General features: G+C 41.2%; 16 protein-coding genes, 2 tRNA genes and 2 pseudogenes. 6 read left to right on the plus strand and 14 right to left on the minus strand.

Annotation, left to right across the window (positions count from 1 at the left end; all coding sequences use genetic code 11):
- Positions 1–17 precede the first annotated feature (17 nt).
- Positions 18–713 (minus strand): succinate dehydrogenase cytochrome b subunit, encoded by a 696-nt coding sequence (locus tag M9189_RS12690; protein ID WP_250723768.1) that lies wholly within the window; start codon positions 711–713, stop codon positions 18–20.
- A 380-nt stretch (positions 714–1,093) separates the two neighbouring features.
- Between M9189_RS12690 and M9189_RS12695 the strand changes: the two are divergent.
- Positions 1,094–2,614, plus strand: a pseudogene (locus tag M9189_RS12695) (IS1182 family transposase); the annotation flags it as partial.
- A 245-nt stretch (positions 2,615–2,859) separates the two neighbouring features.
- The gene (locus M9189_RS12700; RefSeq protein WP_250723771.1) at positions 2,860–3,336 is read left to right on the plus strand and encodes a CAP domain-containing protein; all 477 of its coding nucleotides are present in this window, start codon (positions 2,860–2,862) and stop codon (positions 3,334–3,336) included.
- Positions 3,337–3,407: 71 nt separating this feature from the next.
- Here the strand turns inward: M9189_RS12700 and M9189_RS12705 are convergent, their stop codons facing one another.
- From M9189_RS12705 to recO, 4 genes are all read right to left on the minus strand, one after another.
- Entirely contained in the window at positions 3,408–3,860 is a 453-nt protein-coding gene (locus M9189_RS12705) for a YqaA family protein (RefSeq protein WP_250723773.1), read from the minus strand.
- 85 nt (positions 3,861–3,945) lie between these two features.
- A tRNA-Arg gene (locus M9189_RS12710) sits at positions 3,946–4,017 on the minus strand.
- A gap of 66 nt (positions 4,018–4,083) precedes the next feature.
- Positions 4,084–5,223 (minus strand): aminotransferase class I/II-fold pyridoxal phosphate-dependent enzyme, encoded by a 1,140-nt coding sequence (locus tag M9189_RS12715; protein WP_250723775.1) that lies wholly within the window; start codon positions 5,221–5,223, stop codon positions 4,084–4,086.
- A gap of 169 nt (positions 5,224–5,392) precedes the next feature.
- Positions 5,393–6,115, minus strand: a complete 723-nt coding sequence (gene recO, locus M9189_RS12720; RefSeq protein WP_250723777.1) for a DNA repair protein RecO — start codon at positions 6,113–6,115, stop codon at positions 5,393–5,395.
- Positions 6,116–6,236: 121 nt separating this feature from the next.
- On the opposite strand from recO, the gene M9189_RS12725 reads away from it, so the two are divergent.
- From M9189_RS12725 to M9189_RS12735, 3 genes are all read left to right on the plus strand, one after another.
- Positions 6,237–6,320 (plus strand) — tRNA-Leu (locus M9189_RS12725).
- 124 nt (positions 6,321–6,444) lie between these two features.
- Complete coding sequence (locus tag M9189_RS12730) at positions 6,445–8,706, plus strand: heavy metal translocating P-type ATPase (RefSeq protein ID WP_250723779.1); 2,262 nt, start codon at positions 6,445–6,447, stop codon at positions 8,704–8,706.
- Positions 8,707–8,847: 141 nt separating this feature from the next.
- Positions 8,848–10,698 (plus strand): response regulator, encoded by a 1,851-nt coding sequence (locus tag M9189_RS12735; protein WP_250723781.1) that lies wholly within the window; start codon positions 8,848–8,850, stop codon positions 10,696–10,698.
- Positions 10,699–10,704: 6 nt separating this feature from the next.
- Here the strand turns inward: M9189_RS12735 and M9189_RS12740 are convergent, their stop codons facing one another.
- The 6 genes from M9189_RS12740 to tsaB form a co-directional block, all read right to left on the minus strand.
- Entirely contained in the window at positions 10,705–11,892 is a 1,188-nt protein-coding gene (locus M9189_RS12740; RefSeq protein WP_250723783.1) for a PP2C family protein-serine/threonine phosphatase, read from the minus strand.
- 230 nt (positions 11,893–12,122) lie between these two features.
- Positions 12,123–12,692, minus strand: a complete 570-nt coding sequence (efp, locus tag M9189_RS12745; protein ID WP_250723784.1) for an elongation factor P — start codon at positions 12,690–12,692, stop codon at positions 12,123–12,125.
- Positions 12,693–12,750: 58 nt separating this feature from the next.
- Positions 12,751–14,679: an endonuclease gene (locus M9189_RS12750; protein WP_250723786.1), complete on the minus strand. Its 1,929-nt coding sequence runs from the start codon at positions 14,677–14,679 to the stop codon at positions 12,751–12,753.
- A 173-nt stretch (positions 14,680–14,852) separates the two neighbouring features.
- Positions 14,853–15,416, minus strand: coding sequence for a ribosome recycling factor (frr, locus tag M9189_RS12755; protein WP_250723788.1), 564 nt, complete (start codon positions 15,414–15,416; stop codon positions 14,853–14,855).
- Positions 15,417–15,772: 356 nt separating this feature from the next.
- Positions 15,773–16,576: a DUF3108 domain-containing protein gene (locus M9189_RS12760; RefSeq protein ID WP_250723790.1), complete on the minus strand. Its 804-nt coding sequence runs from the start codon at positions 16,574–16,576 to the stop codon at positions 15,773–15,775.
- 190 nt (positions 16,577–16,766) lie between these two features.
- Positions 16,767–17,462, minus strand: a complete 696-nt coding sequence (gene tsaB / locus M9189_RS12765; RefSeq protein WP_250723791.1) for a tRNA (adenosine(37)-N6)-threonylcarbamoyltransferase complex dimerization subunit type 1 TsaB — start codon at positions 17,460–17,462, stop codon at positions 16,767–16,769.
- Positions 17,463–17,646: 184 nt separating this feature from the next.
- On the opposite strand from tsaB, the pseudogene M9189_RS12770 reads away from it, so the two are divergent.
- Positions 17,647–19,167 (plus strand): annotated as a pseudogene (locus M9189_RS12770) (IS1182 family transposase); the annotation flags it as partial.
- A gap of 242 nt (positions 19,168–19,409) precedes the next feature.
- Here the strand turns inward: M9189_RS12770 and M9189_RS12775 are convergent.
- The 3 genes from M9189_RS12775 to M9189_RS12785 all read right to left on the minus strand — a co-directional run bounded on the left by M9189_RS12775 (position 19,410) and on the right by M9189_RS12785 (position 23,294).
- A complete protein-coding gene (locus M9189_RS12775) occupies positions 19,410–20,753 on the minus strand; it encodes a TolC family protein (RefSeq protein WP_250723793.1) in 1,344 nt (447 codons plus the stop codon).
- Positions 20,754–20,839: 86 nt separating this feature from the next.
- Entirely contained in the window at positions 20,840–21,922 is a 1,083-nt protein-coding gene (locus M9189_RS12780) for an efflux RND transporter periplasmic adaptor subunit (RefSeq protein WP_250723795.1), read from the minus strand.
- Positions 21,923–22,013: 91 nt separating this feature from the next.
- Positions 22,014–23,294: an ABC transporter permease gene (locus M9189_RS12785; protein WP_250723797.1), complete on the minus strand. Its 1,281-nt coding sequence runs from the start codon at positions 23,292–23,294 to the stop codon at positions 22,014–22,016.
- Positions 23,295–23,305: the final 11 nt, after the last annotated feature.

The raw sequence follows: 23,305 nt of genomic DNA on the forward strand, positions 1-23,305 counted from the left end.
GAAGATTAATAATTAGCTTAATAACAAATGTATTGGACAAGCGCTATTACTGAGAAGCCTAAACCGACTACCCATGCATAAGCACAGCCGAGAACAGTAAGGCGTTTGCGCCATATCTGGTTGCTCATACCAATGGTTTGGAAAGCTGACCAGAATCCATGCGAGAGGTGCAATGCAAGTCCTATACCGGCAATTACATAGATAACAACAATCCACAGATAGCTGAAAGCAGTGTTAACCAAGGCATAGGCATTCTCAACCTGAGTATCAACACCACCAATGTTCACAGTCACATGCTCAAGTAGCGGATCACCTGTTAGCTTCATCTTTACCCAGAAATTGGCAAGGTGAATAATCAAAAAGGCCAGAATTGTTATTCCCAGAACCAACATGTTCTTTGACGCCCAGGCTACGTCATTTGTAGCGTTACCAGATGCATAACGAACATTTCCTCTTGCCCTGCGATTTTCCAGAGTAAGAATAAAAGCCCATATAATGTGAATAACAAAGCCTATACCAAGTACCGGTTCAACAATCTTGATCAAAGGATTTGTAGCCATAAAATGGGCAGCAGCGTTATAAGTATCCCCGCCGTCGGGAATCAAAAGCATTGCATTCACTGTTAGGTGAATCAAAAGAAACATCATCAGAAAAAGCCCAGAGATACTCATCACAAGCTTCTTCCCAATGGAAGACTTAAGAAAACTGCTCATAAAGTATTTGTTTTTAAATTATTCCAATTATTTAAATAGGATTATACTTTAGCAAACTCAGCATAATTGACATTTCCGTGCAAATGTAGCTTCTAGCAATACTATTTGAAAATAATATAAAGAAAAAGTTCTCTATTTATAAATGGTCTAATTTGCACGCAGGGCAGGTCAAAGTACTTGGTACAAGTTAGGCTATTTTAACCAAAAAAACCAAAGCAAAAATAGCAACCCTTTAAAGATATAGTCCCCGGTATTAAGTTGCAATAAAGATGAGGCTGTCTAAAAAGATTAGGCAGTCTCTTTTTTTGTTTGATTTTCTTCCTGAAAAAGTTGGTTATATAATTGATATATAGTATATTAATGCTATAAATCAATCCATAATGAAAAAAGTTGTTTTCAAAGAGCTTCCAAACAATCAAGCTCAGTTATTCCCTGAAAACCTCTTGGATCGCATACCAGCAGACCATCCAGTTCGTCTGGTTGATAAGGTTGTAGATCAACTGGATATCTCTTCTATACTAAATAAATACAAAGGTGGTGGTGCTAGCAGTTTTCATCCAAGAATGATGGTTAAAATACTGTTTTACAGCTATTTAAACAACATATTTTCGTGCAGAAAGATTGAAAAGGCTTTACAAGAGAATATTCATTTTATCTGGTTATCAAAGGGCTGTGTTCCAGACTTTAGAACAATCAATTATTTTAGGAGTACCCGTTTGCAGGGAGAAATTAAGACCATCTTTGCAGAAGTAGTTAGATTACTGCATGGTATGGGGTTTGTAAGTCTTCAGGTACAGTATGTTGATGGAACAAAAATAGAAGCTACCTCAAACAGGTACACCTTTGTATGGCGAGGTACAGTTGAGAAAAACAAAGCAAAACTGGAAGAAAGGATAAGGAGTATTCTTAAAGATATTGATAGTCAAATTAAAGAGGACTCAAAAACTCTCAACAAAGAAGATTTGCCCCAATCAATAGACTCAGATTTATTAAAAAGCAAAATAGCTGAGCTTAACACCAGGCTTAAGGATACAAATAAGTCCACATCTAAGCAACTAAAGCAATTACAGGAGGAACACCTGCCACGGTTGGAGAAATACGAGAAGCAACTTGACACTCTGGGGGATCGCAACAGTTTTAGCAAGACAGACGAGGATGCTACTTTCATGCGAATGAAAGAAGATCATATGAAGAATGGGCAGTTGAAACCAGCTTATAATCCTCAGATTAGTACAGAGAACCAGATTATTACCCATTACAGTATCCATCAAACCCCAGGTGATACAAGAACATTAAAGTGTCATCTGGAGGGATTTAAAAACCAATATGGAAGTCATAGCTCTACGGTCGTTGCAGACGCCGGCTACGGAAGCGAGGAGAATTATGAATACCTGGAAGCAAATAATATAGAGTACTTTGTCAAGTACAACTACTTCCACAAAGAACAGAAAAGAGCATTTAAAAAGAATGCATTTCTAAGCCAAAACCTATATTACAACGAACATGAAGATTATTATGTATGCCCGATGGGACAGCATATGACCAATAAAGGTGAAAGAAAAGTGACTTCTGAGAATGGGTATGTATCAAAGGTGACACGTTATCAAGCGCAAAACTGTACTGGATGCCCGTTGCGCGGACTTTGTTTTCAAGCTACCGGTAATCGAATAATAGAGATCAATCACAGGTTAAGGATCCTAAAAAAGAAGGCCAGGGAACAGCTATTAAGTGAACAGGGCCTATATCACAGAAGTAGACGCCCAATAGAACCGGAAGCAGTGTTTGGACAAATAAAACACAACAACAAGTTCACCAGATTTACACTGAAAGGCCTTAAGAAAGTTGAAATCGAGTTTGGCCTGATAGCTATTGCTCATAACTTAAGAAAAATCATAGGCAAAGGTGCGTGTGTTTCAAAAACAGTACTCCAAAATGCAATTTTCTTCTTGTTTGAACCCCTATATGCAAAAATCCAAAAAGGAATATGGAATTTTCGTAAACATGTTCATCTAAAAATAGAAATCTATTCTTATCAACTTGCTTAAATTGAAAAAGAGGTTGCCCTTAATTGGACAACCTCAAAGGAGGAATCAACAACAAAAAACCGGGGTTTTCGTTTACTTGATACACAGTTTGACTTTATATTATGACACTAAGACTGACAGCCACTATTTTTTCCCTTGTACTGGCAACTACCTTATATTGCCAGAAAGTTGACAAAGAACTGATACTAGAGGAGATCAACAAAGCCAGAGCTAAAAGCTGCAAGTGTGGCGATCAACGATTTAAGGCCGCCCCTCCTCTTGCCTGGGATGAGAGGCTTGAGCAGGCTGCCAGGCTGCATGCTGAGGATATGATGAAAAATGACTTTTTCAGCCATACGGACTCAAAAGGAACAGCACCAGCTGAAAGGGTTACGAATGCAGGGTTTGAATGGCGTATGGTCGGGGAGAATATTGCAAAGGGTGAGTTGGACGAAGTCGAAGTAATTCAGGGATGGCTTAATAGTCCCAATCACTGCAAAAACATTATGGAGCCAGGTTTTACCCATGTGGCTGTTGCAGTAAGTAGTGACGGACTCTACTGGGTACAGGTCTTTGGTACACCTATGCCTACACAGTGATAAAAGGGGCAAGCCCAAAAGTACTTCAACATGCATAGCCCCAAATATGGATCCTGTGCATGTTGCAGGGCTCAGATACAGCTAAACAACTTTATCCCTTCCACAGTGATATAGGTCCACACTGCATAGCGGGCACCCTTCCCAATAAGCATCCAGAATGCGGTATTGAGAAAATTAGCCCTCATCAGACCAAGGGCGATTGCTATCGGGTCACCTATTCCCGGCAGCCATGTAAAAAGAGCTATCCACCCTTCCTTGCCCAGGATCTTATTTCGTGCCTTTTCTATCTTTTCCTTTTTGACACGAAAGTACTTCTCAATCCATTCAAGTTTTCCAAGTCTTCCAAGCCAGTATGAGGACAGGCCTCCCATCCAGTTGCCTACAGTAGCACAAGCAAGTGTCAGAATGGGATTAAAACCAGCTGCAAGCATTGCAATAAGGAAGACTTCCGAACTTAAGGGGATAACCGTAGCTGCAGCAAAGGATGCCAAAAAAAGCGCAAAATACCCAAGTTCCCATTCCATGTGACAAAAGCAGTTTATCTATTTCAAATATATGCAAACTCCAAAATAAAACAGGAGAAGCGCCATTAAGTCACTTCTCCTGTAGTAGCCTCACCAGGACTCGAACCTGAATCTGAAGTTTAGGAAACTTCCGTTCTATCCCTTGAACTATGAGGCCGTAATTTCCGCGGCAAAATTATTAAAAATCCCCTTACATGAAAATTATTCAGTCATTTTTTTCAATCTACAAGCAGCCCAGTATATCTACTGCCTTTTCAAGTTCATCATTGGGTCTGGCAAAATTGATTCTTATCAGATTTCGCTTCTGCTTGTCATGAAAAAAGGCACTATAAGGAGCTACTGCAATACCATATTGCTCTAGCAGCATACTTGCAAAATCAGTATCTCTTGCTGTTGACACCTGCGAGTAGTCCAGCAGTACGAAACAGCCTGCCAGTGAGTTCAGAGCTGTTAAACGAGTCCTTTCAGTTATAGCATTTACAAAATACTCCTTCTTCTTCCTGTAATAAGCAGCCAGTCCCCCAATCCTGCTCCTGTCAGGCACCATGTGAGTCATCGCTTTTTGCAGGGGAACAAAATGTCCACCGTCTGAGAAATGCAGCACCTTACGTATTTTTTTCATCATCTCTGCAGGTGCTGCACAAAAGCCTGACTGGACCATTAAACCCATTCCTATATTAAGAGAACTGATAACTATTCCACAATCAGCAAGCTTGGGAAACATTGCAATACTTTGGTGCATAGCAGTATCATATACCAGGTCTTTGTAAGTCTCGTCACTCACAACAATGATGCGAGTCCCATTGATAAGCCTTTGCAGTCTTAGCATATCAAGTTCTGACATAACCATACCAGTAGGACTATGTGGAGTATTAATAAGTATCATCCTTGTATTGGCATTGACGGCCAGAGTCAGCTCATCCCAATCTATATGGAAATCCGGTTCTTTGAGAGTAACATATACAGGATTAGCCCTGCAAAGCTGAATAATGGGCAGATAGTATTCAGCTGCTGGCTCAAAGATAATGACCTCATCATCCTCGCCCAGGAAGGCAAGCAGACAGGCAAACAGGGCCTGAGTCTGACCATGAGTTATAGTGATTTCTTCAGAAGGATCATAGGTTCTCTCGTAATTTGACCTAAGATACATTGCTATCTGTTCTCTAAGCTCAGGAAGCCCATATGGAGGAATAAGAGTCCTGATACTGTCATCATCAAGTTCTCTGAAAAGCTCTGCAGAGGGCTGATAGGGTCCATCAGACAGATAACTGCCTGCCAGGTCAATACCCCCTATCTTTCTGGCCTTTTCACTCAATGACACTACAAATCCGGAATCTCCCTGAAAAAATCTCTGAATACTCATGTCCCAAAATCATTAGCATTAATAAGTACAATATATCCTCATTTTTTATAATACAGTGTTAAAGTTCAAAACCTTTGTCATAAACAAAAGACTGATAGCTTCATAATTCCAGCTGTTGGTCAAAGAAGTCTTGCATCGTTATAAAAACGGGCATTTTAGGCCTGCGAAGTCAAACAAAAAGTTCCTTCAGTACAGAAAGAGATCTAAGTTTTCCTAGCCCGGGCTGGTGTAGTTCGTAAAACCGGATTACGGCATCAAGAAGCTTCCTCCGTGTGTCAAGTCTGGCGGCAATATCCGCCAGACCATCACTGTCAAGATTCAGAATCCTGTGCATTTCAAAACTCAGGTCATTGTCGAGATAATATATATGTGCCGGCTCACGGCTTACATAACAACCTTCATTTAAATCGAACCATTGATATTCGTCATTGTAATTATTACGAGGCTGAAAACCCAGAAAACTGGCCAGCCTTAGAAGAAACCAGATATGAAAATTCTCTGCTCCCTTACAATTTGAGTCAAGCAATACCACTGCCTCTTCAATAAAATCGAACAAAGAAAGGTTAGGACCTTCACTTCGCAACACCCTTACCAACACCTCTGTCAGCAGGAAGGCCTGGGCCCGCAACTTCTGCGAGAAAGGAATATTTACAAGAGCCCGTCTAAGTTTGAACTCACTGATATGCTGTATCTCCTTCCCCTTGCGATCATAGACCTCCATCTCAAGCAGATTGAGAGGCTGCATAAGAATGATTTTATCCTTGCGGGACTTCCCAAATGCCCCATTGACCATATAACTCTGCATCCCAAGTTCGGATGTATAGACATGAACAATGGCACTACTCTCTCCGTATCGTGTATGTGTAAGAACTACCCCTCTGGTTTTTAGCATAATCCGCATTACTGTTTTGCGTTGTGGAAATATATAAAATATCAGGTCTATTATTCAATTTTATTTGGAGAGAAAAACTGAAAACTCTATATTTGCCACGCAAAAATTGACCAGCATCATCGCCCAGATGGCGGAATTGGTAGACGCGCTGGTCTCAAACACCAGTGGTAGCAATATCGTGCCGGTTCGACTCCGGCTCTGGGCACAGTAAGACAAAAAGCCTCCTGATTTTCAGGGGGCTTTATTGTTTTCCACTATATTCCAAACAAATACTATTGTATTTTGTCTTATTGATTAGGGCTTCCCATTCAGGGTCAAAATTCACAAACATGATAACAGCAAATAGCACTCCAAATATCTCATTCGCAGGTTCTATCAAACCTGTTGGAAAAACCGTAAAGGAAAGTTACCCGGTATTGAACCTTAGTTGTGCTTCATGTGCAGCAAGAAGTGAAAAAATAATCCGAAGTACAGAAGGCGTTGCAGACTCATCTGTCAACTTTGCCACTTCCGTTCTTACGGTCGAGTACGATCCAGGTAAAACAGGACCTGAAATTTTTAAGCAAAAACTGTTAGATGCAGGTTACGACCTTGTGATTGCAAAAAGCGAGAACAAGGAGAGCGAACAGGAAGATCTGATACGAAAAAAATACCAGACACTCAGAAACAGGTCAGTTGCAGCACTAGCACTTTCTGCACCTGTTGTGATAATTGGGATGTTCTTTATGAACATGCCTTATGCCAACCTGCTAATGTTCCTATTTACAACTCCGGTTGTACTATGGTTTGGAAGAAACTTCTTTTTCAATGCAGTCAGGCTTGCAAGACAGCGTACCTCCAATATGGATACTCTGGTTGCCCTCAGCACTGGCATTGCGTACATCTTTAGCGTGTTTAACATGCTGTATCCGGAATTCTGGACCTCACGCGGACTGGAATCTCACGTGTATTTTGAAGCTGCATCGCTTATTATTGCATTTATTCTATTGGGTAGAACCCTCGAGGAGATGGCCAAAGGCAGTGCCTCATCTGCAATCAAAAAACTGATGAAACTCAGACCAGACACTGTTACAATAGAAAATGACAAGGGTGGTGAACAGGAAATAAGCATAGATGCAATTGTTCCGGGGCAAATTGTTATTGTAAAACCAGGGTCAAGGATTGCTGTAGATGGACAGGTGGTATCAGGCTCATCATATGTGGATGAAAGCATGTTGAGCGGTGAACCAGTACCGGTATTAAAGACAGAAGGTGATTCGGTCTTTGCTGGTACTATCAACCAGAAAGGCAGTTTTCGTTTCAAAGCCCTTAAAGTGGGCAAGGACACAACACTTGCAAGGATTATAAAAGCAGTGGAGGAAGCTCAGGGCTCCAAAGCCCCGGTCCAGAAACTGGTTGACAAAGTCGCTGCTGTATTTGTACCGGTAGTAATTGGCATTTCAATTCTCACATTAATTGTGTGGATGATATCAGGTGCTGATAATGCAATTGTACACGGACTGCTTTCTGCAATTACAGTTCTGGTTATAGCATGTCCCTGTGCTCTGGGCCTTGCCACGCCAACTGCAATAATGGCAGGTATGGGCAGAGGTGCAGAGAACGGCATACTAATAAGAGATGCTGAAAGTCTTGAACTAGCACAGAAGATTGATGTCGTATTAATTGATAAAACAGGGACTCTGACTGATGGTAGACCTAAAGTATGTAATTCATATTGGATCAGGGACAATGAGAAAGCAAGGATAATACTATTTAATATTGAAAAGGAGTCAGAGCATCCACTTGCTGAGGCATTGATTGATCACCTTGGAACACTGGAAAAAGTAAAGATTACCAGATTTGAGAGTCTCACAGGAAAAGGTGCAAGGGCATGCTATGAAGATCAAACCTATATTATTGGGAACAGAAGGCTGATTTTTGAGAGTGGGGTTAAAATTGATGAAGCTATTGAGCAAAAGGCCTTTGACTGGAAGAGTCAGATGAATACTGTAGTCTATTTTGCCGACAGTACCGAAGTCCTCGCAATCTTCGCAATTGCAGACACCCTTAAAAACAGCTCATTAGATGCGGTTAAGGAATTACATGAAATGGGCATTGAAGTTTGCATGGTTACCGGAGACAATAAAGGAACTGCAGAGGTAATAGCAAAGCAGACCGGAATCAGCCGCTATATCGCAGAAGCACTTCCCGATGATAAGGCTGAATTCGTAAAATCCCTGCAAGGATTAGGAAGGACTGTAGCAATGGTCGGGGATGGAATAAATGATACAACTGCACTTGCAACTGCCGATGTAAGTATTGCAATGGGGGGAGGTAGCGACATCGCACTGGATGTTGCAAAAATGACAATAGTTTCATCTGATCTTAAGAAAATACCTCAGGCCATAAGACTTTCAAGGAAGACCGTAAGGACAATAAGGCAAAACCTCTTCTGGGCTTTTATTTACAACCTTATCGGGATTCCAATTGCCGCAGGTTTGCTTTTCCCAGTCAATGGGTTCCTTCTCAATCCGATGCTGGCCGGTGCCGCTATGGCACTTAGCAGCGTATGCGTGGTAAGCAACAGCCTCCGACTGAAGTGGCAAAGCTAATCCTTTTCCTTTCATTGACTTTGTTAATAACTAGTTGAAACATTTTATCAAAAAAAGGCAAACCGTGCCACTATTTAAATATATTAGCAGTTAATTAGACAGATTAACATTTCTCGGCCGTATACCGGCTGAATTATCAGGATGAGTACCTTGTCAAATAACCGCTGGTTCAGAACACTTAGGGCATTAATTAACCGACATTTGGGTCCCTCGTCCTTGCCGGGTGAGGGAATCAATTACTGGCGTGACCGTATATTTCACTATTTCTCACTTGCTGTTATCTTTTTCGGGATAGTTCTTTATCTATACTACGGCTTCAATTTTCTTGTTGCAGGACAATACAAATACCTGGTATTCCTAACTGCTGTTTTCATCACCTCAATGCTCGTCCTGGGGGTTGGAGCAATACCTGTAAGGTTCAAAGTAGGCTGGGTGCTGTTTATGCTATATCTATCAGGTACCTTCCTTCTTTTCATGGGGCCTCATACCAATATTGGAATGCTTTTTCTGCTCGCTTGCTCTGTACTTGCAGTTACTCTTTCTGGTGCACTAATCGGAATCTGGTATACTGCACTGCATTTCCTGACATTGGTAGCTGCAGGAATATACTGGCATTCGGGATATATAGCCCATGCTGATCCCCCGGATATCTCCCTTCATACCTATATCAACATATCGATACTATTTATGATGCTCAACATTGTCAGCCTTGCACCGCTAATGTCGCTGCTTAACGGCCTTATGTTTAGCATAAAGAAAGAACACAGGTATCAGCGCATCTTACGCAGGGAACAGGAAGATCTGGTACTGGCAAGACAAAAGGCAGAGGAATCTGATCGTCTCAAATCAGCATTTCTGTCAAATATGTCGCATGAGATAAGGACTCCTATGAATGCAATTCTTGGTTTTTCCAACCTGCTTGCAAATAAGAATATTAGTAACGAGGAAAAACTGGGATTTATCCATCTGATACGTCACAATGCCAACAATCTGATGTCGTTGGTAGACGACATCATTGAAATCTCCAAGATAGAAAGTGGTCAGTTTGAACTCCACAACTGTCACTGCCGCCTTAATCAATTAATGCAGGAGATTAAGGACATGTTTGAAGAGGAACTGATACGTAGAGGTAATAAATCGGTGAAGATCTACCTTAGGGAAGGATTGTCAGACAACAAGCTGCAGATCCTGACAGACGGAGAAAGACTCAAAAAAGTACTTATCAACCTGATGAGTAACGCAGTCAAGTTTACTGAAAAAGGCTATATTGAATTTGGTTACGAACTCAACAACAAACATGAGTTGCAATTTCATGTTACTGATACAGGTATTGGTCTTCCGGAAGGAGTGGGAGACCAAATATTCAACCGTTTTTACAAGTGCAGTAACAACGAAGATAAATTATACGGGGGAACTGGAATAGGTCTTACAATTGCAAGACATCTGGTGCGTTTTATGGGTGGAGAAATTTGGGTTGCTCCCAAAACGGCAACTGGCACCACCTTCTGCTTTACTATCCCCTTCCAGAAGATTGTTTCTCCAGCAGCCGAAAAGATTCAAATGTGGCCTTCGGGATCAATTAACTGGAAAGACAAGGTATTCCTGATAGCTGAAGATGAAGAGGACAACTACAAATATCTCGAAGTAGTGCTATCCCTTTTTAATGCAAGGATAATAAGGGCACGCAATGGACAAGAAGCCGTTGAAGCCGTCAAACGAAACAAGGATATAGACCTTATCCTGATGGATATCAAAATGCCCCTGATGGATGGTTATACTGCAACACAGCAGATTAAAAAGTTAGCTCCCTGGATTCCAATTATAGCACAAACTGCCTATGCAAGTCCGGAAGAAAAAGCAAAGGCTATGCAGACAGGCTGTAACAAATATATAACCAAGCCAATAGGTTATAAGGAACTAGTTACTCTGATCGAGCGATACGCTGCCACCAATAAGGAAGGAATTCAAAAATCAGAATCCCGGACTTTCTAATACCCTCTACTGATCAAAACCTAGACCAATCACAGAAATATCGTCAAAGACAGCATGCAGGTTAACATGCTTTGTAATGTAGTTTTTGACCTCATTGATATTCTCTGTAATACCGTGCGGGTTTGAGATTATCTTTTCAACAGACATCAGACCTGAGGTAATCTTGTCATCCCTTTCAAGTTCAATAAGTCCGTCCGTAAAAGCCAGCAATTTCGCATTTCTTGGGATTCGTACCTTGCCAACCTCAACAGTAGGTATTACATCCAGCATACCCATGCCGATACATCCCTTGTCAAGACTTTGTAATGTTCCCCTCTTAGGATCATAGAGCAGAGGTGGCAGGTGTCCGGCATTCACATAAGTGAGCTGACGGGTAAGCTTATTGTACTTACCGATAAAGAGGGTGATAAACTTTTCATTATTAGCACTCTCATTTACCCTTTTGTTAAGCTGATGGATGAGTTTTTTAAAACTAATCCTGGAAGTATAGAGTGAATGAATCAAAGCCTGAAAGTTAGACATCAGAAGAGCTGCAGAGATTCCCTTTCCCGATACATCCGCCAGACAGAAGCCCAATGTATTGTGAGACAGTTTTATAAAATCGTAATAATCCCCGCCTACGCCCAAATGAGGCTGATAAATAGTTTGAACAGTCACCCCTCTAAAACTGGGCAAATCAGAGGGACCCGGTATCAACTGATTTTGAATGCGCGATGCAAGCTCCAGCTCCTTTTTCATGGCCTGTTGCTCAAGCACAGCATTGTGCATCCGCTTGTTCTCAATGAAAACAATGATAAGGTTTGAAATAATCTGAATCAGTTTAAGATGCTTAATTGTAGGACTGATTCCCTGTACATCCTCATCAACATCTCCTATAAGCACATAGCCAATAGCCCGGTAACGGTGAAACAAAGGGATAACCGCATCAAATCCTTTAAGATTATCAGGTGGCGACAGGGTAATATTCTCAATGCCCTGATACTTTAAAAGATCCCTCTCGACATTAATTGAAGTAAGCTCATCAGGAGACACTCCCGAACAAAGCAAATTTCTCCACTCGCCGTCCGAATTAGTGTAAACCAGCACCTTCCCCACGTCAAGCTCTTCGCGCAACAGTATTTCAAACTCCGACAAAAGATCTTCAATACTGTGATCTTCATTGATAGTTTGCGCAAGATCCAGAAGTATGTTCAACCGGTCCCTGTATAGCTTTATTCTCCTCTTTCTGGTTTGTGTAATCATCGGCAACTCTCAATAATGGAAGCAGTACCTAAATTTACAAATCTTTACATTAGCAAAGCAAACATCTACAAAAACAATTACAACAACCGTTGATATTTAATGTTTGTAATATAAAAAAGGTTTGGCCAAAAAGCCAAACCTTTACTTCATTATTACGCGATACATTGACTACAGCTCAGAAATTATTCCTTTGCTCTTTCAACATAAGAACGTTCCTTGGTATCAACCTTAATTTTTTCTCCAAGCTCAATAAAGAGGGGCACCATAATGGTCGCACCTGTATCAATAGTTGCGGGCTTCAAAGAGCTTGTAGATGAAGTATCTCCGCGTACACCTGGTTCTGTGTAGGTCACTTCGTAGGTGATAAACTGAGGAAGATTAACCATCAGGGGAGTGTCTGAATCTACGTGATAGACCAGTGTAACTTCTTGTCCTTCACGAAGCAGGTCTGGAGACTCAACAAGAGTTTCTTCAAGACAAAGTTGTTCGAAGGTCTCGCTGTTCATAAAATGGTAACCAACATCATCCTTGTACAGGAATTGATGAGGACGATGCTCTACACGAGCTTCGTTGACCTTTACTCCAGCCGAAAATGTGTTTTCCAAAATCTTTCCAGTAGAAATATGTCTCAGTTTGGTCCTCACAAAAGCCGGTCCTTTACCTGGTTTAACGTGCTGAAACTGTACAATGCTGTACAATTGACCGTTAAACTCTATACACATTCCATTTCTAAAATCTGCAGTTGTTGCCATATAAATGAATCGTTTTTTTCCGGCCGTAAAAATACTATAATTCAATTAATATCCACATTTATTTCACAAGCTTAATGCATTGCCTTTCACCATCTAGTCGGATATATACAACATAAATACCTCCTGTCAAACCACCAGTAAATATCCGGTCTCCCTTCACGTGTCCGGCCTTTATAAGGCGACCCATAGTGTCAAAAATCTCATATGAGAATGGTTGTAGTACATCATTTTCAAGGTACAGCCAGTCACCAGAGATGCTAAATCCTGACCCATTTGGTGATACATCTATTTCATCTGTCCAGGTTAGTTCAGAGAATACAGCGTAAGCCAGATCAGGCTGATCAACAAAAGGATTGCTATTGCCCTGCAATAAGCCTATGCTTTTGTTTCTAAGTATCTCTTTCTGGCTTACCGGATCATCTCTGTGCCATCTCATCAACTGCCCAAGTACAGCTTTGTTTAGGCATAATATGCTTGTGCAATCAAATGATTCAGGAAGAAGGTCCAGCTGACACCATACGGGTATGCGGTGAATATATCTGGTCAAGGCATAAAACCAGGCTCTGGCAATATCGCCCTTATACTCATCTACTGGTTCAAACACATTAATATCCAAGGTCCCATCCACACGCATAGTACCAATACGACAGCCATTAACTGAAGTCCATTCACATACATCTGCAAGCCCAGGGCTAAGGCGGGTACATCTTGAAGCAACGAACATATCTCCTGGGAAAACCAGGTGGGCGTCAGAAAAGACAGTATCTGCATCAGCACCGACATAGCGGGTCAAAGGCCAGGTCTGAAACATACCATATCCCTCTCCCTCTTTTGAACATTCCTTGCTGCGACCGCAATCAGTAATGGGATCAAAAACATAGGCAGGTTCTTTACATTTACCTGAACTGAAAATATCCCATATGCTGCCATCAAAACGAAGATCAGAATCCGCCATGAAATTCCACAGCTGATCTTCAGACAAGGGTTTATTTACATTAATCTTACGGTGAAGTGAAAAAAGCAAAACCATACCACGACCTGATACGTCGTAATCATAGTCAGAAGGTTCAACTCCGGTTCCTTTTACTTCAATTACAGCATTGGTTGTACCACAGTTATGAACGATCCAACCCTTGTGCTCACCTGTATTCGAAGGGACAAAGCGCACATAGATTCTAAGTTTCCTACATTCACTGCTATGGAGACTTAAACTTGCCGAGAAGCCACTACTGCAGTCAACTGAGATCTCAAATCCATCCGGTGCCACAACTATCACATCATCCTCCAATCCCTCTGCGTTGAGGTAGTAAAATTGTAAGTCGGAAATGCTATTCTTCTCAACCTGACTGAAATCGTACAACTGCCCCTCAATGACCAAATCCGGCTTATTCAATTCCAGTTTCAGATTATCAATCCGGTTGTTTCCGTTTGAGTTTGTTGCCCCGTCAAGCACAACACGAATCAAAAAACCAGGATTGTTGTACATTTCATCCAGGTCGCGAAACTCTGCTATTACTATCTGTTCAGCTTTCCAACTGTTGGCCCACTCACTAATATCGATCAATCTAAGAAAAGTCCAGTCAACTCCTCCGTTACAGCTGTATTCAATCTGATGAGTCGAAAAGCCGGTTCCTGTGCGACGTACGGCATAGCTTAGGGTCAGAGTACCAGACTCAATCTGAGGAACAGAGATGGCAAACCACGCACCGTTATTTTCAGTTTTCGTGCCACCCTGGGGACAAAAACTCTGACCTGCCTCCATCCCTTCTGAGGCATTAATGGTAGTTCCGTCATAAGACTGAGTCTTTGTAAAACTATGGGTAAGAAGGACCGAACCAGAGTCATCTTCAATCTGCTCAGGCCAGGAGGTATCCGGCGCACTATTAAAACTCCAGAAAGCAAGTGTTCGGGTCTGTCCCTCGTATGTAGCAAGGATAAGGAACAGACAAATTAAAACCAACTGTCGGGTAGGATTAATTGTGTTCATAGTAATTAGGCTTGGGTTAGAGCAATTTAGTTCATTATCATCTATATATCAAGACTCTAACCCATTCTTCAATATCTTTCTGCGTACAAAACCTCATCAAACTTCAGAAAGATCCGAAAAAAAGAGGTTGCCCTTTATTGGACAACCTCTTTCAAAATATTTGTCAGAAGGAACTAAACAGTCATAATATCCTTTTCCTTCTTTTCGAACATTTCATCGATTTTCTTCATGAAACTGTCAGTGATTTTTTGCACTTCAGCTTCTGCATCCTTTGCAACATCCTCAGGTAGTCCATCCTTCTGCATCTTCTTGATGTCTTCGATAGCATCCCTGCGGACATTACGAACACCAATGCGAGCGTCTTCGACAAGTTTCTTGACGAATTTAACAAGTTCCTTACGGCGTTCCTCTGTCAGCGGGGGAACGTTGATACGAATCAACTCTCCGTTATTATCGGGATTCAGACCCAGGTTAGCAGCCATAATGGCTTTTTCAATAACGGGGATCAACTTCTTCTCCCAAGGCTGTATTGCAATTGTTCGTGGATCGGGTGTATTGACATTGGCAACCTGAGCAAGTGGGGTCATAGTACCGTAATAATCGACCATAATACCCTCCAGGATCTTAGGACTAGCTTTACCTGCCCTGACCTTGGACATCTCCTTGTCAAGATGGTCAATGGCTTTGTTCATCTTTTCAGTGGCATCTTCAAAGACAATGCTGACTTCTTCTTCCATTGTAACAGTTGTTTTGAAATATTTACTCTTTTTAGAAGCGTATTGAACAAATATAGAAAAAACAGCAAGATTTCCTTATAAAACTTCCCCCTTTTCTAAGCTGCTGAGGATTTTAATGGCCTCCTCCCTGTTATTGCCACAGAACAAAGGCTCTGGAAGAAAACCGCCACATACAGATGGACGTTCAGGTTTACCAAACAAGCTACACTTAAGATCTTCTGTCAGGTGCATACATCTCACGCCTGCAGGTTTTCCATTGGGGTAACCCGGCATTGACGATGAAATCGAAATATATTCACAGCAAGCTGCGCAACCTTGACGACATTCCATAGTATTTCTGTCTTAAATCCATATTCCTACTTCTTGGGTACAATGCTTGAAAATGGGTTTTTTAATCCCTTGAAAGAATCCAGATCGCATGTAAAAGAGCCCACAACCAGGTTAAACTTGATTCTTACAGGGACTCTGTTGGCATCCCTTGTAATCCATACATGCATATCATCTTCGGTCTTAAATGCACGGCCAACTTCTGTAACAGGTGAAAACTTGTAGCATTCGAGTTCTCCAAACTTGGTCTTGATCTTCTCGATACCTCTGAATCTGATAAGCAGAGGAAATTCCTCATCTGCAAAATAAGTAACTATCTTAATAATCTGACCCTCTACCAGGTTGTCATTAAAGTATTTCTCCCGGCCAATATAAAATGCTGAAACCACATCATAGATCCCCGGTGCGACATACTTTTCACCCGAACGCTTGCTATTTACAAATGTTGAATCCTTGTCATGGCGGTAAAGTGCCTCATTGTACCATCTATACCTGCCTTCATTTATATTGCGGATACTTTTGACAGGATACATACTCTCAGGGTCAAAAAAGCTCTCATACACATCTCTAACCCTGAAAATTTTATCCGCAAGGCCGGAGGTATAGCCCATACCCTTCATATGATATACCTGCCTGTTATTATAGACGGTATCCTTAACAACCAAAGAAGCACGTCCTCCGGTAATAAAACCATATTGCAATACATAATGCAACTCTTCACCGGGACCAAAGGCTTTTATCTTTGTATCCTTAACAGAACGGGATTCAGAATAAGCATCCAAAGATGCTACCAACAATACTATACTGAAAAATGCGACTCTCAGGCTCTCCATATACTCACAATTTAAACTACATAAGTCTTAATACCGACAAACAAGTGCCTTCTCTCACTTATATGAAGGTAAAGCAATTTAAAACAACTACTTGAAAGACCCTGTACAAATTATAAGCCCTTATTGTTCCAAATCTAGTTCAGCTGCACACAAATGCACACATAACACAGAAACAGAGCCAGTTAAAATTTCAAAAAAACTTGTTTTTCGCAACAGTAGTGATAAAATCCTTCAGATAAAAAGGCTCAAAATATGCAACATCCTCAAACCGTCCTTCTGCAAAACGCTCCGACACAAGACCAGCCATTGAGGATGCAAGAGGCACTATGCCGTCAACAAAATGAGCATTTGAACCCTTAATCACAGCAGTACATTTCATAGCCCCATTGCCAAAGAAGTAAACAGGTCTTACCTGCAATATGTCAGCATAGCTGGAATCATCAATAATCTCTGCCTTCACTGCTCTTTCCTCCTTTAGCCCTATAGAATAAAGAGCTGAGTATACCTCCATACGTCGGGCATCAATCATTGGACAAAGCAAAGCATCACTTTCAACAGGGCATTTATCTGCAATAAAACCTGCCGCCAGAATCTCAAGTGAAGGTATAGCAATAAGGGGTTTAGCTCCACCGTAACACAGTCCCTTGCTGACTGAGACACCAATCCTTAGACCTGTATAGGATCCCGGACCTGAACTGACAGCAACCGCATCAAGATCAGCAACACCCATTCCGGCATCTTTAAGCAACTGCTCAATAATTACAGTTAGTTTAGAAGAATGCGAATTGGGGCTATCCTCCCTAAGAGAATGGACAGACTTACCGTCAATAGCAATAGCAGCCGAACAAACGGTGGTTGAGCTCTCAATGCAAAGAATACCAGCCATGATTATGTGATTGAAAGGCAAAAATAACAATAATATCCCGTAAGATAATCCTTTACTACCCATGAAGGCAAAAAAGAGGCTGTCTAAAAAGATTAGGCAGTCTCTTTTTTTGTTTGATTTTTTTCTCGAAAAAGTTGGTTATATAATTGATATATAGTATATTAATACTATAAATCAATCCATAATGAAAAAAGTTGTTTTCAAAGAGCTTCCAAACAATCAAGCTCAGTTATTCCCTGAAAACCTCTTGGATCGCATACCAGCAGACCATCCAGTTCGTCTGGTTGATAAGGTTGTAGATCAACTGGATATCACATCTATACTAAATAAATACAAAGGTGGTGGTGCTAGCAGTTTTCATCCAAGAATGATGGTTAAAATACTGTTCTACAGTTATTTAAACAACATATTTTCGTGCAGAAAGATTGAAAAGGCTTTACAAGAGAATATTCATTTTATCTGGTTATCAAAGGGCTGTGTTCCAGACTTTAGAACAATCAATTATTTTAGGAGTACCCGTTTGCAGGGAGAAATTAAGACCATCTTTGCAGAAGTAGTTAGATTACTGCATGGTATGGGGTTTGTGAGTCTTCAGGTACAGTATGTTGATGGAACAAAAATAGAAGCTACCTCAAACAGGTACACCTTTGTATGGCGAGGCACAGTTGAGAAAAACAAAGCAAAACTGGAAGAAAGGATAAGGAGTATTCTTAAAGATATTGATAGTCAAATTAAAGAGGACTCAAAAACTCTCAACAAAGAAGATTTGCCCCAATCAATAGACTCAGATTTATTAAAAAGCAAAATAGCTGAGCTTAACACCAGGCTTAAGGATACAAATAAGTCCACATCTAAGCAACTAAAGCAATTACAGGAGGAACATCTGCCACGGTTGGAGAAATACGAGAAGCAACTTGACACTCTGGGTGATCGCAACAGTTTTAGCAAGACTGACGAGGATGCTACTTTCATGCGAATGAAAGAAGATCATATGAAGAATGGGCAGCTGAAACCAGCTTATAATCCTCAGATTAGTACAGAGAACCAGATTATTACCCATTACAGTATCCATCAAACCCCAGGTGATACAAGAACATTAAAGTGTCATCTGGAGGGATTTAAAAACCAATATGGAAGTCATAGCTCTACGGTCGTTGCAGACGCCGGCTACGGAAGCGAGGAGAATTATGAATACCTGGAAGCAAATAATATAGAGTACTTTGTCAAGTACAACTACTTCCACAAAGAACAGAAAAGAGCATTTAAAAAGAATGCATTTCTAAGCCAAAACCTATATTACAACGAACATGAAGATTATTATGTATGCCCGATGGGACAGCATATGACCAATAAAGGTGAAAGAAAAGTGACTTCTGAGAATGGGTATGTATCAAAGGTGACACGTTATCAAGCGCAAAACTGTACTGGATGCCCGTTGCGCGGACTTTGTTTTCAAGCTACCGGTAATCGAATAATAGAGATCAATCACAGGTTAAGGATCCTAAAAAAGAAGGCCAGGGAACAGCTATTAAGTGAACAGGGCCTATATCACAGAAGTAGACGCCCAATAGAACCGGAAGCAGTGTTTGGACAAATAAAACACAACAACAAGTTCACCAGATTTACACTGAAAGGCCTTAAGAAAGTTGAAATCGAGTTTGGCCTGATAGCTATTGCTCATAACTTAAGAAAAATCATAGGCAAAGGTGCGTGTGTTTCAAAAACAGTACTCCAAAATGCAATTTTCTTCTTGTTTGAACCCCTATATGCAAAAATCCAAAAAGGAATATGGAATTTTCGTAAACATGTTCATCTAAAAATCGAAATCTATTCTTATCAACTTGCTTAAATTGAAAAAGAGGTTGCCCTTAATTGGACAACCTCTCTTCGAACAGCCTCAAATAATATCTCAGGCCATCAGGCACTCAAGAGTAACAAACCATCAAATCATAGTACAATTGGCTTTCCCTGGTAGAAATCAAGTATTTTCAACCTAAGGAAGTATGTATATTTAGCCTGAAGGAAGTCGGCTTCTGCTTTCATATATTCTGACTTGGCAACATTGTAGTCAACCACATTGACCATGCCTACATTGTAACGTTTTTCAGTGTAGCGGAATGATTCGCGGTAGGAATCTACAGCTGACTGAGCTGCCAGGTATTGCCTGAAGGCAGCATCAGCATCTGCACTGGCCTGCTGGATCTCCTTGCGGAGAGTCAGCCTTTCCTGTTCCAGAGCAAGTTGTGAATTTAGAACCCCAATCTTTGCATTTTTAACGGAGGTCCTTGTTGACAATCCGTTAAATATCGGAATGTAGAGATTAAAACCTACATATTGTGAACCATTGTCCTTGAAGCTTTCTCCAAAATCAAAGTCCTGCAGCTTTTTATGCTTTGTGACAAAAGTCGACCAACCGGCTCCTACAGAAAGGGAGGGCAATAGATAGCCCTTTGCAATTTGAAGATCCTTGATACTGCTTTCTGTTCTGTACTCAGCAGCTTTTATCTGGGGAAGATTATCGAGTGCATAATCCAGTACAAGACTTCCCTCTGCAAGTTCCATTCCTGTAAAATCAGGCAGAGTTGGACTTACCACATCAAATTGCTCTACCGACTCAAGATTTAGGGCAAGAGCCAGGTCTATCAGTGAAAGCCTCAGACTGTTTTCAAGCTGAGTTACATTGAGGGCTTCACGGGCTGCTATGGATTTGATCTCAAGCAGACTTCCTTCAGCAAGGGTTCCGGCCTGAACCAACCTTTCAGTTCTCTCAACCTGTTGGTTGACGGTTTCAAGCTGAAGTTTGGCTGCAGCCAGCAATTCCTTGTTGAAAAGAACTTGTGCATAGTAAGAAGTTATAGCCAGAGCTATGTCATTCTCAACTTTTTGTGCATCCTCTATAGCAGCCTTCCAGTCAGATTCATTTTTCTTGATTGTGTTGCGAATTGTAAGCCCCTGAAAAACCGGGACACTTGAAGATATGCTATAGTTGCTGGTCTGTATAGTAACGTCAAACAACTGGAAGGAATTAGGGTCCGGAGCCTTACCACTTGTCATATTGTAATTGCTACTAGCGTTCAGGCTTGGCAACAGTTCTAGCTTGCTCTGCTCATAGCGATTCTTAGCATAGTCGGCATTAAGCTTTTGACGCTTTAATGCAATGTTGTTGACCCTTGCATACTCAATACACTGTTCAAGTGTCCATGCGGTTTTTGGGCTTTCGGCTTCCTGAGCTCCTAAGCTAACAGTACTGGTAAGAGCAAGCAGGAAAATATACATCTTTATAGTTTGCATAGTTTTATAATATGTTTCTCAGTGGCTATAATGAAGCCTGAATTATGCGTATATCCTTTGGAACTATAGAATATAAGACCTACTCACTATATTGTCGGGACCTTCACCTTGTCTTCCAGACCAAGTCCTTCTATAAGTTCAACCTTAATACCATCAGATAGTCCGGTCTTGACAGGACGCTTCTCAAATACCTGAGGCGCAGTCTCAACCTCTACAAAAGTTGAGTCACCTTCAAACTGAAGAACTCTTTCGTTAATTGTAAGTACGCTGTCACGTCTGTCAAGAACAATATCTGCATTGGCACTGTAACCGGCCCTGATAAACTGGTTGTCTTTAAGTTTTACAGCAGCCTTGATTTCAAACTGAATGGCTCCACCTTCCTCAACACCCTTTGGTGAAATATACTCAAGATAGGCATCAAAGACCTCTGACTCTATAGCACCTACAGTCATAAGCAAATGCATACCTTCCTTAAGTTTGCCAACTTCGGTCTCATCAACCTTACCCTTGAAAATCATCTCAGCCATATCTGCAACGATGGCAATAGTAGTTCCGTCATTGAATGTATTACTCTTTATTACAGAGTTTCCTTCTTCTATAGGTACATCAAGTACCATACCGCTAACAGTTGAACGGATTACTGTATTGGTTTTGGATCCCATGCTCTTTGTCACACCTTCAAGAATCAGCTGAAGGTGGTTTTCCGCAGCAGCCAGATCCTCGCGACTATTATTATATTTCAATTCCTCAGCCTCATATTCAGACAAAGCTATAACCTTCTGTTCGTAGAGATCCTTTATTCTTTCGAAGGCAATCTTGGCATTTTCAAAAGCCAGGCGAGCCTTGTTGACCCTGCTTTCAGCCTCATTTACCTGAACCATCTCAGGAATAATCTGAATACGGGCTATCATATCACCTTGCTTAATCAAATCTCCAGCTTCAACATAAACATGGGTAACAATACCCGATTCCTGAGGCTTGATAGCTATCTCTTTACGGGGAACAATAGACCCGGTAGCCACGGTCTTTTTGATGATGTCACCAACAACCGGAGTCTCTGTTTCATAAACTGTGGGAACCGTCTTTGACTTCTGATACAGGTACACAAAAACCCATATTACAAGTGCTGCAAATACTAACAACAATCCAAATTTCAGAATCCGTTTCATTACTCTTAAGTTTAGTTTTATAGCGGGATACATCCGCATGATGAATTACATCCCAATATCTTACAAACGAATCATGCTCGTTACTTGAATATTACTCGTGTCTTAATGCTTCTATCGGCTTAATCCTTACAGCTTTCTGGGCTGGTATAAGTCCGGCCAGAAAACCTGTCACTACAAGTACTGCGAGGGCAGAAAGAGCCAGACCAAGTCCAATTTCAGGATGCCTAAAAAAGGCTCCCTGTTCTTCAGTACTACTAGCCTGGGATACTGTTAATGCCAAATCTGCAAGATGCAAAACAAGAGTTCCCAGAGCCAAGCCAATAAAACCGGCAATAGTTGTCAGAAACACTGATTCTGTAAGGATCTGACTCACGATAGTCCATGGTCTTGCTCCAATAGCACGTTGTACACCAATTTCCTTTGTCCTCTCCTTTACAACAACCAGCATAATATTACTAATACCCACAGCTCCGGCAATCAAAGTTCCAATACCCACTATCCAAATAAGAGCCCCTATTCCGATAAACAGATATGAGATTTGCTTAATCTGTTCCTCGATATTAATCTTCATCACGGCCTCTTTATCTGTGGGCGATATTGAATGCCTTTCTTTAACCAAAGCTTCAATCTTGTCAACAACTTTGGACACACTCTCTCCCTTTTTGGCAGTAAAGCATATCAGGTGCACCACATCCCCATGATTAAAGGTCTGCTGCATAGTTGTAAGGGGGATATAAATGGTCTCGCGTTTATCAGAACCGTAACTGATATTGGTGTTTATAGGTTTGGCAACACCAATTACCTGAAACCACACACCACTAAGCCTTATATACTGTCCAACAGGATTCTCGTCCTTTTCAAACATTACCTCATAGACCCGTTCTCCAATCACACAGACCTTACGCCTGTCATCAATATCCTTTTGATTGATAAAGCGTCCGTATATCATTTCATTGGGGTCGATAATGTTGTACTCAGGTACTTCTCCATAAATCGTATATGATCCTGTTTTCAGTCCCCTGATAACATTCTCACCCCCTGAAATATTCCACCCCTGCAGTTTTGGAGCAAGAAGCTCAACCTCCGGAATATTCTGCCTTATGGCTTCAAGGTCAGAATTACGGAAATTCCAATACCTGCCACGTTTAAACCCCTTATAGGGTTCAGTGGTACTCTGAGTCCAGATAAAACCACTGTTTGTTGCAAAATTCCTGAATCCGGCAGTAACACCATTGATAAGTCCATTTCCGGCTCCGGTCATAGTGACCAGCATAAAAATGCCCCAAAAAACACCAAAGGCCGTAAGGACGCTGCGGAGTTTATTTTGTTTTATGGCAATTAATATTTCCTGCCATCTGTCTCTGTCAAACACCTTATACCAGT

The organism is Xiashengella succiniciproducens, from assembly GCF_023674465.1.
Lineage (GTDB): Bacteria > Bacteroidota > Bacteroidia > Bacteroidales > Marinilabiliaceae > Geofilum > Geofilum succiniciproducens.